Here is a 12,447-nt window from a genome sequence, read left to right as displayed (position 1 = left end):
GAGCAATGGGCGCCTTAACATGGGCCGGCGCTGCCGCTGCGATCGCGGCAGCGGCAGGCGCCGCATGGATCGGCCGCAACCTGCCGCCGCGGCCGGTGACAGCTGCGATCGTCGCCGTCGCGCGGGCGGCGGAGACTGCTGCGCCGATCTACTATCGCGATCCCGACGGCAAGTCGCTCTATTCGGCGACACCGAAGAAGACGCCTGACGGGCGCGACTATCTGCCGGTGTTTGCCGATGACGAGGGCGGTGCCGGCGGGCCCGGGCAATCGGCAGACGTGAGCGCGCCTGCCGCGAAAGGCGAGCGCAAGATCAAATATTATCGCAATCCCATGGGACTTCCCGACACCTCGCCGGTGCCGAAGAAGGATTCCATGGGAATGGATTACATCGCCGTCTATGACGGCGATGACAGCGACGACGGTTCGATCACGCTGTCGCCCGGCAGGATCCAGCGCAGCGGCGTCAAGTCCGAGCCCGCGCAGATGCGCCGCATCCGCACGCTGGTCCGTGCACCCGGCACGATCCAGCTCGACGAACGGCGGGTGTCGGTGATCGCAATGCGCGCCGAGAGCTATGTGCAGAAAGTCGCCGACGTCACGACCGGCAGCCGTGTGACGAAGGGCCAGCCGTTGATGGAAATCTACAGCCCGGCAATATCGTCCGCTGCGGCCGAATATGTCGCGACCATCACGTCGAAGGCGACTGCGAACATCGAGCCCTACGGGCGCGGCTCCAAGCAGCGGCTGACCAATCTCGACGTTCCCGAACCCGTCATCGCCGAGATGGAGAAGAGCCGGACCGTTCCGATCGCGATCCAGTGGCTGTCGCCGCGCGACGGCATCGTGCTGCAGCGTGCCGCCATCGAGGGCATGCGCGCGCAGCAAGGCGACGTGCTGTTTCGGATTGCCGACGTCTCTGTCGTGTGGGCATTGGTCGACGTTGCCGAGCGCGATCTCGGCAATATCGTGGTCGGGCAGAACGTGTCCGTGCGGGCGCGCAGCTATCCCGGCCGCAGTTTCGTCGGCCGGATCAGCGTGATCTATCCGCAGGTCAACAAGGAGACGCGCACCGCGCGGGTGCGGATCGAATTGCAGAATGCCGACCTCGCACTGCTGCCGGACATGTATGTCGACGCCGAGATCGACACCGGCAGCCCGGCGCCGGTACTTGCGGTAGCTGATAATTCCATCCTCGACACTGGCAGCCGCCAGAGCGTGCTGATCGACCGCGGCAACGGGCGGTTCGAGCCGCGCGAGGTCAAGCTCGGGCGGCGCGGCGAGGGCTATGTCGAAATCCGCGACGGCATCGCCGAAGGCGATGCGGTCGTGACATCAGCGACGTTTCTGATCGATGCCGAAAGCAACCTGAAGGCGGCGATCAAGGGCTTCGCCGAGGCCGGTGCTGCCCAGGCGGGCGAGGGCGACAAGACGGGAGACCGGCGATGATTGCCCGTGTCATCGCCTGGTCGGCGCGCAACCTGCTGCTGGTGCTGTTCGGCACCGGCTTTGCGGCAGCCGCGGGCCTTTACGCGCTGCTGCATCTGCCGCTCGATGCGATCCCCGATCTCTCCGACACCCAGGTCATCGTCTACACCGAATATCCCGGCCAGGCGCCGCAGGTGATCGAGGACCAGGTCACCTATCCCCTGACCACGGCGATGCTGACGGTGCCGAAGTCGAAGGTCGTGCGCGGCTTCTCGTTCTTCGGCGTCTCCTTCGTCTATGTCATCTTCGAGGACGGCACGGATATCTACTGGGCGCGCTCGCGCGTGCTCGAATTCCTCAACGGCGCGGCGTCGCGGCTGCCGGCCGGCGTCTCACCGACCATCGGGCCCGATGCGACCGGGGTCGGCTGGGTCTACCAGTATGCCGTGATGTCGAAAGAGCTGAACCTTGCCGACACCCGCACGATCCAGGACTGGAACCTGAAATTCGCGCTTGCCAGGGCCGAAGGCGTGGCCGAGGTCGCCAGCGTCGGCGGCTTCGTCAAGCAGTACAATGTGATCCTCGATCCGCAGCGGATGCGCGATCGCGGCATCACCATGCAGCGGATGCGCGACGCGATTCGTGCCAGCAACGCCGATGTCGGCGGCCGCACCGTCGAGCTCTCCGAGTTCGAATATGTCATCCGCGGCAAGGGCTATCTGAAGGACATTAACGATCTCGGCAACATCGTGCTGAAGACCGATAGCGGCACGCCGGTGCTGCTGCGCGACGTCGCCCGCGTCGAGCTCGGCCCCGACGAGCGGCGCGGCATCACTGAACTGAACGGCGAGGGCGAGGTCGCGAGCGGTATCGTGCTGCAACGCTTCGGGGTCAACGCGCTCGACGTGATCGAGAACGTCAAGAAGCGTTTCAGGGAGATCGCGACCAGCTTGCCGAAGTCGGTCGAGATCGTGCCGGTCTACGACCGCTCCAATCTGATCTATGCGGCGATCGACACGCTGAAGCGCACATTGCTGGAGGAGAGCGCGGTGGTCGCGCTGGTCTGCATCCTGTTCCTGCTGCATGTCCGCAGCGCGCTGGTCGCGATCCTGATGCTGCCGGTCGGCGTCTTGATGGCGTTCGGCGCAATGAAGCTGCTCGGCATCGGCTCCAACATCATGAGCCTCGGCGGCATCGCGATCGCGATCGGCGCCATGATCGATGCGGCGATCGTGATGATCGAGAACGCGCACAAGCACCTGGAGCGAGCCGAGCCCGGCAGGTCGCGGGTCGCGATCCTGATCGAGGCCGCGGCGGAGGTGGGGCCGGCGCTGTTCTTCAGCCTGCTCATCATCACCGTGTCCTTCATGCCGATCTTCACGCTGGAATCGCAGGAGGGGCGGCTGTTCTCGCCGCTTGCGTTCACCAAGACGTTTGCGATGGCGGCGGCGGCGCTGTTGTCGGTGACGCTGGTGCCGGCGCTGATGGTGATCTTCGTCCGCGGCAGGATCGCCCCCGAGCACAGAAATCCGATCAACCGTTTCCTGATCTGGATCTACCGTCCGGTCATCCACGCCGTGTTGCGGGCGAAAACGCTGGTGATCCTGCTGGCGCTCGGCGCCGTCGCCGTCTCGATCTGGCCGGCCCGGCAGCTCGGCACCGAGTTCATGCCCGACCTCAATGAGGGCACGCTGCTCTATATGCCGACCACGCTGCCGGGGATTTCGGTGACCAAGGCGGCCGAGCTGTTGCAGATGCAGGACCGCATCATCCGCAGCTTTCCGGAGGTCGCTTCGGTCTACGGCAAGGCCGGCCGCGCCGCGACCGCAACCGATCCGGCGCCGTCGGAGATGTTCGAGACCATCATCAATCTGAAGCCGAAACTGCAATGGCGCGCCGGCCTCACGCTCGACCGCCTGATCGCCGAGATGGACAAGGCGCTGCAATTCCCCGGTGTCTCCAACGCCTGGACCATGCCGATCAAGGCGCGCATCGACATGCTCTCGACCGGGATCAGGACGCCGGTCGGCGTCAAGGTGATCGGTCCCGATCTTGCCGTGATCGACAAGCTCGCCCGCCAGGTCGAGCAGGTGGTGAGGGGCGTGCCCCGCACCTCGTCGGCCTATGCCGAGCGCAGCCTCGGCGGCTACTATCTCGAGATCACGCCGAAGCGTGAGGCCTTGTCGCGCTACGGCATCGCGGTGCAGGACGTGCAGGACACCATCGCGACCGCGCTCGGCGGCCAGAGCGTGACCACAACGGTCGAGGGACGCCAGCGCTTCACCGTCAACATGCGCTATCCGCGCGATTTGCGCGACAATCCGGGCGCGATCGCCAGCGACGTCCTGGTGCCGATGCCGGCGGGCGGCGCGGTGCCGCTCGGCGAGGTCGCCGACATCGCGCCGGCGCGCGGGCCGACCACGATCCGGACCGAGAACGGGCAACTCGCGACCTACATATATGTCGACATCCGCGATCGCGATCTCGGCGGTTATGTCGCGGACGCGCAGCGCGCGGTGCAGGCCGGCGTGCAGTTTCCGCCCGGAACCTACGTGGTCTGGAGCGGGCAGTACGAATATCTCGAACGCGCCGCGGCGCGGCTCAGGATCGTGGTGCCGGTGACGCTGTCGATCATCTTCCTGCTGCTCTACCTCAATTTCCGCTCGGTGGCGGAGACGATGATCGTGATGCTGTCATTGCCGTTCGCGCTGGTCGGCGGCTTCTGGCTGATGTGGGCGCTCGGCTTCAACCTGTCGGTTGCGGTCGCGGTCGGCTTCATCGCGCTCGCCGGCGTTGCCGCCGAGACCGGCGTCGTGATGCTAATGTATCTCAACCAGGCGCTGGGCGAGGTCGCGGCGCGCCGCGCGGCCGAGGGACGCACGATCGATCGTGACGATCTCAATCGCGCGATCATCGCGGGCGCGGTCGAGCGCGTCCGGCCGAAGATGATGACGGTGGTCGCGATCATGGCCGGGCTGTTGCCGATCATGTGGAGCACCGGCACCGGCTCGGAGATCATGCAGCGCATCGCGGTGCCCATGATCGGCGGTATGATCTCGTCGACGCTGCTGACGCTGATCGTGATTCCCGCGATCTTCGCCGTCGTGAAGGGCATCAAGATCGAAGCGAGAGTGTCGGCACCCGAAGTTGCTTCCTGTGCCGCGCGCCAGCAGGCAAGGATGTGATGGAAACATGACGCCTGTTGGTAGTTTCAAATCGGATTGAATGATACCCCAAGGGGGTATATAGCTGATGGCGGTTTGCAGCTGATTTGCGGTTAGCTTGCGGCGGTCGGAGATGCGAAGCGGGTGCTGGTGCGATTGACGAGATCAGGGCGGTTGCGGGCGGGATGTTCCATCATCCTGGCCTATCTGTTTTGCGTGCTCGCGCCGTCCTTCGCGCTTGCATTCGGGGCGCCGTTTCCGTGCCTGACCGATGAGGTGCAGCCCGCCGCCGCGGCGCATGTTCACGCGGCGTCGATCGCGCATGCCGAAGCCGTCACGCACGATCATGCCGCCCACGATCTTGGCGGCATGCACATGCAACACGCAGCCGATGATGCTGCGCCGCCTGTGAAGCATAGCCACGACGGCAAGAGTTCGCCGGGGCCGTGCTGCGCGCTGATGTGCGTGTCGGCGCTGCCGGCCGATCTTCCATTCGTCGCTGCTCCCTTGCACCCGATCGCCACGCGTCTTTCCGAGGCTTATCAGAGCCTGCGGAGCGAGGCGCCTCCGCGCCTCTATCGTCCCCCCATCGCCTGATCGTTCGCTGACATCGTGGCGGTGCCGCACGCTTGCGTGCGCACGCCTGTTATTCATCGGATGATCGGGACAGATCCATGTATTCGCATCTCGGGGCGAGGCTCGCCGCCGTGGCCACCAGGCTTGGCAACAGGCTCGGCTGGCGCGCGCCACCCACATTGCTGCCGCGGATGGCCGCCGCCATCCTCGCATCTGCACCGCTCGCCGGCTGCATGGCCGACGGCCGGCCGGTCGTCGTCGGAGGCGATCCGGCAAATCCGGCGGCGGGGACGGCCGCCGTCGGCTACCGCTCGACGATCGCGCCCTACAGCAGCCTGCGTCCGTCGACGCCGCAGCCCTGGCGCGAGCGCAATGACGGCGTGACGCCGCCGGCCAAGCCGGAACAGTAGGAGGGCGCCATGCGACATCTGGCCATCGTGCCGATCCTGCTGCTTGCGTCATCCGCGCTCGCGGGATGCGCGTCGTTCTCGCCCGACAGCGGTATGGGCGTCGTCTCCGAGGTGACCGAGCAGGCGATCGGCAAGGACGTCGCCTTCGTTCGCAGCGGAGACGAGGCCGCGACCGTCGACGCCGCACTGAAGCGGCTGCTCGCGCGCAATTTGACGGCGGATGCCGCCGTGCAGGTTGCGCTCTTGAACAACAAGGGGCTGCAGGCCGCCTATAACGAACTGGCGCTGGCGGAGACCGATTACGTCGCCGACAGCCTGCCGCCGAACCCGACCTTCTCGGTCTCCCGCATCACCGGAAACGGTGCCAGCGAGGTCGAGCGGCAAGTCGTCGGCGACATCCTGGCGCTCGCGACCCTGCCGGCCCGCTCCGAGATCGCGCGCGAGCGCTTCCGCCAGGCGCAGCTCAAGGCCGCGCTCGCCACCTTGCGGCTTGCCGCCGAGGTGCGGCGCAGCCATGTCGCGGCGGTGGCCGCGAACGAGACGGTCGCGCTGCTGACGGATGCGAAGGCGACCGCGGAGTCGACCGCGCAGCTCGCGAAAAAGCTCGGCGAGACCGGCGGCATGAACAAGCTCGACCAGGCCCGCGAGCAGGTGTTCTACGCCGAGATCACCGCCGACCTCGCCAGCGCGCGGCAGAACGCGGCGAGTTCGCGCGAGCGGCTGGCGCGCCTGCTCGGATTGTGGGACCGCGATCTCGGCTTCCGAATCCCCGGCAAGTTGCCATTGCTGCCGAAGCGGCCATTGGAACAGCCGTCGATCGAGATCGCCGCGGTCGGCCATCGCGTCGACCTGCAGATCGCACGGATGGAAATCGTCGCGCTCGCCAAGGCGCTCGATCTCGCCGAGGCGACGCGTTTCGTCACGCTGCTCGACGTCGCCGGCATAGACAGGCGGACGCACGATCCCGAAGCCCCGCCGTTCAGGGAGCGCGGCTTCGACGTCCAGTTCCAGATTCCGATCTTCGACGGCGGCGAGGTGCGCGTGCGCCAGGCGGCGGAGATCTACCGCCAGGCGATGAACCGCCTGACCGAGAATGCGATCAACGTCCGCTCCGAGGCGCGCGACGCCTACCGCGTCTACCGCTCGACCTACGACATCGCGCGCCATTACCAGCGCGAGGTGCTGCCGCTGCGGCAGATCATCACCGAGGAGATGCAGCTGCGCTTCTCCAGCATGCAGGTCGACGTGTTCGCGCTGCTGACCGAAGCGCGGGAGCGGCTCGCCTCGCTGCGCGCGGCGATCGACGCCAGGCGCGACTTCCTTCTGGCGCAATCCGAGCTGCAGACCGCGATCAACGGCGGCGGCTCGGCCGGCGCAGCATCGACACCGTCTTCCATCGCCTCGGCCGCGCAGCCCGCGGCCGGCGGCGGTCATTGAATGGAGCAGCACATGTTTTCTCGACGAGGATTTCTGGGCGGCGCGGCGCTGGTCACGGCGAGCGCGGTCAGCGGCCGCGTCCAGGCCGCCGCCGTTCCCGAAGCACCGACCATGGACAAGGTGGTGATGCAGCCGCCGCTGCATCCCGCCAGCGGGCCGGACTACCGGCCGGTGGTCACGCTCAACGGCTGGTCGCTGCCGTGGCGGATGAACGGCGACTGGAAGGAATTCCATCTCGTCGCCGAGCCCGTGGTGCGCGAATTCGCCGACGGCATGAAGGCCAATCTCTGGGGCTATAACGGCCAGGCTCCGGGACCGACCATCGAGGCGGTCGAGGGCGACAAGGTCCGCATCTTCGTCACCAACAAACTGCCGGAGCACACCACGGTGCACTGGCACGGCATGATCGTGCCGTCAGGCATGGATGGCGTCGGCGGACTCAACCAGCCGCACATCAAGCCGGGCAAGACCTTCGTCTACGAGTTCGAGATGAAGCACAGCGGGACCTTCATGTACCACCCGCATTCCGACGAGATGGTGCAGATGGCGATGGGCATGATGGGCATGTTCATCGTGCACCCGCGCGATCCGGCATTCCGGCCAGTCGACCGCGACTTCGTCTTCATCATGAGCAGCTACCTGATCGACCCCGGCACCTATCTGCCGAAGGTCAATGAGATGACCGACTTCAACATGTGGACCTGGAACAGCCGCGTCTATCCCGGCATCGATCCGATGCCGATCCGTCTCGGCGACAGGATCCGCGTGCGGATCGGCAACCTGACCATGACCAACCATCCGATCCATGTGCATGGGCATAATTTCGCGGTGACCTGCACCGACGGCGGCTGGGTGCCGGAGAGCGCGCAGTATCCGGAGACCACGACCGACGTGCCGGTCGGCGCGGTCAGGGCGTTCGACATGCTCGCCGACAATCCGGGCGACTGGGCGTTCCACTGCCACAAGTCGCACCACACCATGAACGCGATGGGCCACGACGTCAGAAACTTCATCGGCGTGTCGCGCCAGGATCTGGCCAAGGCGGTCGGCAAGCTCGCGCCCGACGCCATGGTGATGGGATCGACCGGCATGGCGATGGGCAACATGGAGATGCCCGCGCCCGACAACACGCTGCCGATGATGACCGGCACCGGACAATTCGGGCCGATCGAGATGGGCGGCATGTTCACGGTGATGAAGATCCGCGAGGGGCTCGGCCGCGACGATTACGCCGACCCCGGACCGTACAAATATCCGCCGGGCACGGTTGCCTATGAGGTCGAGGCGCCCGCCGCCGAGCCCGCGCGCCAGCCGCCGGCGGCGCCGGGGCGAAAAGCCAAGCCATCGATGAAGGGAATGAAGATGTAGCGGATCCAGCTCACTCACCAACGACAAGCATCAAACACAGAATGGAGAATCCAGTGAAGCAACTCACCAGCATCGGCATCGCGCTGATTGCGCTGTCGGTCACCGCAGTGCCGTCGCGTGGTCACGAGAAGCACGGCCACGAATCCTATTCGGCCGGCGAGCCCGGCGATCCGAGCAAGCCCTCGCGCACGGTCGAGGTCGAGATGAAGGAGATGGAGTTCACGCCGTTCCGCATCGAGGTCAAGCGCGGCGAGCAGATCCGCTTCGTGATCCGCAATGCCGGCACCGAGGATCACGAATTCCTGCTCGCGACCACCGAAGAGAATCTGAAGCATGCCGAAGTGATGAAGAAGCATCCGCACATGGAGCATGACGATCCGAACGGCGTTCGCCTCGCACCGAAGAAGAGCGCGGAGATCGTCTGGAAATTCACCAAGGCCGGAACGTTTGAATATTCCTGCCTGATCCCGGATCACCGCGACTACGGGATGACCGGCCGCGTCATCGTGAAATGAAACCAGCAACGAAAGAAAGCACAAGATGAACAGGATGATCCAACTTGCCGGCGCCGGCGCGTTCGCGCTGGCTCTGACCCTGGGCGCGGCGCTCGCGCAGGCCGCCGCGATCAATGGCGAGGTCAAGAAGATCGACGAGGGCGCGGGCAAGATCACGCTCAAGCACGGTCCGGCCAAGAGCCTTGGCATGGACGAGCCGATGACGATGGTTTACCGGGTCAAGGATCCGGCGCTGCTGAAGCAGGTCAAGGTCGGCGACAAGGTCCGGTTCGAGGCCCAGGAGGGCGACGGCGGCTACACCGTTACCGCGATCCAGAAGGCGAAGTGAGGCGACGGCCCGCATCAGCAGGTTGGGCTGTCGGCTGAACGCAGCCGGCAGCCCTTGAACCCGCGACGCATGATCGCCGGAGCTGTTCCGGATGGATCGGCTTGAACGCGTTGCGTGGCCGGCCTTATCCTGTCGTCTGCAAGGACGAGCAATGAACGATTGCTGCGGGCAGAATGCTGCGCACTACCGCCGCTGACGCTGCCGGTCAAGGCCGGCGTGCGGGCAGGGGAGCGCGACCGCGCGGCCGATTCGTGCGGCTGCTCGGGCGGCGTTCCGGTCTTTGACGGCCTCGATCCGCGCTACAGGCGCGTGCTCTGGACGGTCATCGGCATCAATGGCGCGATGTTCCTGACCGAGATGATCGCGGGTCAGCTTGCCGGATCGCAGGCGCTCAAGGCCGATGCGCTCGACTTCCTTGCCGATACGGTCACCTATGGACTGAGCCTTGCGGTGATCGGCGCCGGCCTGCGCGTGCGCGCCTCCGCCGCGCTGTTGAAGGGGCGCGTCGCTGAGCTTGATGGCGCTGTGGGTGTTCGGCTCGACCGTCTACCAGACGTTCGTGCTCGGCGTGCCGAAGGCCGAGGTGATGGGCGCCATCGGCGCGTTGGCACTCGCGGCCAATCTAGGCTCGGTTCTGCTTCTGCTGCCGTACAAGGACGGCGATGCCAATGTCCGCTCGGTCTGGCTCTGCTCGCGCAACGACGCGATCGGAAACCTCATCGTGATGGCGGCGGCTCTCGGCGTGTGGGGATCGGTCTCGGCCTGGCCTGACCTTGCCGTCGCCACCGTGATGGCGACGATATTCCTCACCTCGTCGGTGCAAATCCTGCGGCAGGCATGGGCCGAATATCGCGAGGCGGCGCTACGCAGCCCGTCAGCAGCGCATGGCTGAGGAAGCCGCAAACGCCCGGCGCTTCCTGCGACAGGCCGCGCCAAGGCGGAAATTTGCCGCGCATTTACCTTAAATCATGGCTCCGTGGGAACGTCCGTGGCAGCGGCGCGTTGCTGTGCATCATTCGAGCGCAGAAGGCCCCCTCCATGACAATCAACGCGGCAATACTGATGGCGGCATTGGTGCTATCGGGAACCGTGTTGGCGCAAAGCTCCGGCCCTTCGGCCGGCTCGGCGGGGGCCGGGCAGGCCGCCAACGTGACCACCACCGGCGAGGCGCTGAACAGCGCCAAGAAGACCGGCAACAGCGGGCCGCCGGTGGAGAAGGCCGCGCGTCCGGCCAAGCCGGATGCCGGCGCCGCGGGCAACACGGTGGGGGCGAGCCGCCCGCAAAAGCCCGATCGTCGCCTCGAGCATTATCCGTAATCTCCATCCGTAACGATTATGCTGATCCGTGGGATGGGTGGAGCGAAGCGATACCTATCACCTCTGATGCGCGCGGAAGCAGGATGGGTTTCGCTGCGCTCTACCCATCCTACGGCACAGCAAAAAGCCGGCGCCGTCGTCGTGACGGCGCCGGCTCGATTGGTGGAATTTGCCTCGCTCAGTAAACCAGGCCGGTGCCCGGGGGCTTCTCCAGCGCTGCGGCGAGCGAGCGATATTCGTCGCTGTTGGTGCCGGCGAGTTGGGCGATGCGGTTCAGGTGATATTGCGCCTGATCGCGGTTGCCCTGTTCGACCTGCCAGAGGCCGTAATACTGCCAGGTGCGCACATGGGCCGGGTCGGCCTTCAGCGCGCGCTCGTACCAGATCTGCGAGACCTTGTAGTCGCCGAGCTTGCGATAGGAGTAGCCGATCAGGTTGGCGACGTCGGCGCGATCATCCTGGCCGAGCGCCTTCAGCTGCTCGATCGCGGCGGTATAGTCGTGCTTGTCGTAGATCGTGGTGTAGGCGGAGCGATAGCCGGCCAGGAACTTCTGATCGTCGATCGCGGAGCTCTTGTCCTTCTTCGCCTTCTTGCCCTTGCTGCTGCCGCTGTCGGAAGCCGGCGGCGAGGGATTGTCGCTGCCCGCGGCGTAGGCCGAGATGACCGGCCCGGAGGCGAGCGTCATCGAGAGCACTGCGAGGCCCAAAAACTTCGTCTTCCTGCTCATTCCTGGTTGCTCCTGATCGTTCCTGATCGTACTCGGTAATCCTACACCCAAGCCTGATGACTTGAACACCCAGGGGTGCAGAACATTCCCGGCCGATCCCACGATTGCGTGATCCTGCTTTTTCGGCGGTAGAGGAGAACATGACAGAGATGTCATGCACATGAATGAAGTCCGTCAGGGTCCTTCAGAACGGGTTCAGTGCGCGGCTCATAAGGTCACGTGCATTGATCGGTGAGGCCGACCATCCGGCCGGAGACCTCTCGATCCCGACGAGGAGGACCACCATGTTGAAGACGATTTCCGCCGCGCTGCTCGCCATGTCCGTGATCGCAGCGCCCGCGCTCGCCGCCGAAACCGGCAAGGCCGCAACGCCCGCGCCGGCGACCACGACTGCCCCGGCGACCAAGGCCGCTCCCGTGATCAAGAGCGAGCAGCTGCCGTCGAAGGTGCGCAACGCCAACGCCAAGATGCACCACAAGCACTATCGCCATCACCGCCACCACAAGCACATGAGCATGCTGAAGGTGAAGTCGCCGAAGCATGCGACCAAGCACGTCCACGCGAAGGTCGCGACCAAGCACGTTGCGCCGGCCAAGCGCGGCTGACCCAAGCGCGGTTGAATCTGATCCGAGGGGCGTAGTTTCGATCCACATTGCCCCGCTGCGCCTTTTGGATGCAGAACCGGCCCGTCCGTCCATTGCTTCCCCAATGGCGACGGGCCGGAGTGCGTCTGGCTCCGGTTGTGAACCCGGGCGAGGAATAACCGAGTTGCGAATTCCCTTCGGCCGCCCGGCGGTTTATGAGACGCCTCCGGGGACTCAGGGAACAGCGTCGTTTGCGGATTTCATCACAACTGGCAGCCATCCTGCTGCTCTCGCTTCCGCTCGCCGGCTGCCTCACCAGCGACGACGGCGGCGGGCCGACCACCTTCACCGATGACCGGGGCGTCGCCAACCAGCCATTCCCGGACCGTTACCGCGACCAGATCGTAGCCTTCATGCGGACCTATCTGAACAATCCGGTCGGGGTCCGCGAGGCTGCTATCGCCGATCCGGCGCAGCGCACGGTCGGCGGCCGGCTGCGCTACGTCGTGTGCCTGCGCTAGGTGGTGTGGACACTTATCGCAGCCATAGGACGATGGCAGCGAGAGTGACGACGGCCCGGTAATTCCGGGCGGT

The 12,447-nt window shown here is 65.6% G+C and carries 11 protein-coding genes and 2 pseudogenes; 12 read left to right on the top strand and 1 reads right to left on the bottom strand.

The features are described from left to right. The first annotated feature begins 5 nt into the window (after positions 1-5). The 10 genes and pseudogenes from Q2M23_RS30600 (at position 6) to Q2M23_RS30555 (ending at position 10,542) form a co-directional block, all read left to right on the top strand. Positions 6-1,448 (top strand): efflux RND transporter periplasmic adaptor subunit, encoded by a 1,443-nt coding sequence (locus Q2M23_RS30600; protein WP_316398042.1) that lies wholly within the window; start codon positions 6-8, stop codon positions 1,446-1,448. Next, positions 1,445-4,612 (top strand): CusA/CzcA family heavy metal efflux RND transporter, encoded by a 3,168-nt coding sequence (locus Q2M23_RS30595; protein WP_316398041.1) that lies wholly within the window; start codon positions 1,445-1,447, stop codon positions 4,610-4,612. The genes Q2M23_RS30600 and Q2M23_RS30595 overlap by 4 nt, the downstream gene beginning before the upstream one ends. A gap of 123 nt (positions 4,613-4,735) precedes the next feature. After that, positions 4,736-5,188, top strand: a complete 453-nt coding sequence (locus tag Q2M23_RS30590; RefSeq protein WP_316398040.1) for a hypothetical protein — start codon at positions 4,736-4,738, stop codon at positions 5,186-5,188. A 77-nt stretch (positions 5,189-5,265) separates the two neighbouring features. Beyond that, positions 5,266-5,577 (top strand): hypothetical protein, encoded by a 312-nt coding sequence (locus Q2M23_RS30585; protein ID WP_316398039.1) that lies wholly within the window; start codon positions 5,266-5,268, stop codon positions 5,575-5,577. A gap of 9 nt (positions 5,578-5,586) precedes the next feature. Next, entirely contained in the window at positions 5,587-7,014 is a 1,428-nt protein-coding gene (locus tag Q2M23_RS30580) for a TolC family protein (protein ID WP_316398038.1), read from the top strand. Positions 7,015-7,026: 12 nt separating this feature from the next. Further along, positions 7,027-8,382 (top strand): copper oxidase, encoded by a 1,356-nt coding sequence (locus Q2M23_RS30575; RefSeq protein ID WP_316398037.1) that lies wholly within the window; start codon positions 7,027-7,029, stop codon positions 8,380-8,382. Positions 8,383-8,423: 41 nt separating this feature from the next. Beyond that, the gene (locus Q2M23_RS30570; RefSeq protein ID WP_253639544.1) at positions 8,424-8,897 is read left to right on the top strand and encodes a cupredoxin domain-containing protein; all 474 of its coding nucleotides are present in this window, start codon (positions 8,424-8,426) and stop codon (positions 8,895-8,897) included. 25 nt (positions 8,898-8,922) lie between these two features. Then, positions 8,923-9,225, top strand: a complete 303-nt coding sequence (locus Q2M23_RS30565; protein WP_057019685.1) for a copper-binding protein — start codon at positions 8,923-8,925, stop codon at positions 9,223-9,225. A 198-nt stretch (positions 9,226-9,423) separates the two neighbouring features. After that, positions 9,424-10,117, top strand: a pseudogene (locus tag Q2M23_RS30560) (cation transporter). Positions 10,118-10,263: 146 nt separating this feature from the next. After that, a complete protein-coding gene (locus Q2M23_RS30555) occupies positions 10,264-10,542 on the top strand; it encodes a hypothetical protein (protein WP_057019637.1) in 279 nt (92 codons plus the stop codon). Positions 10,543-10,720: 178 nt separating this feature from the next. Here the strand turns inward: Q2M23_RS30555 and Q2M23_RS30550 are convergent, their stop codons facing one another. After that, positions 10,721-11,269, bottom strand: a complete 549-nt coding sequence (locus Q2M23_RS30550; RefSeq protein ID WP_316398036.1) for a tetratricopeptide repeat protein — start codon at positions 11,267-11,269, stop codon at positions 10,721-10,723. Positions 11,270-11,553: 284 nt separating this feature from the next. On the opposite strand from Q2M23_RS30550, the gene Q2M23_RS30545 reads away from it, so the two are divergent. Next, complete coding sequence (locus Q2M23_RS30545; RefSeq protein WP_316398035.1) at positions 11,554-11,874, top strand: His-rich protein BRANT; 321 nt, start codon at positions 11,554-11,556, stop codon at positions 11,872-11,874. Positions 11,875-12,104: 230 nt separating this feature from the next. Beyond that, positions 12,105-12,371: pseudogene (locus Q2M23_RS30540) on the top strand (hypothetical protein); the annotation flags it as partial. Between the last annotated feature and the right edge of the window lie 76 nt (positions 12,372-12,447).

This window comes from Bradyrhizobium sp. 33ap4 (assembly GCF_032654765.1).
Classification (GTDB): Bacteria; Pseudomonadota; Alphaproteobacteria; order Rhizobiales; family Xanthobacteraceae; genus Bradyrhizobium; species Bradyrhizobium australafricanum.
The sequence above is the reverse complement of the archived record's forward strand: the minus strand, read 5'-3'. Positions and strand labels throughout refer to the sequence as shown.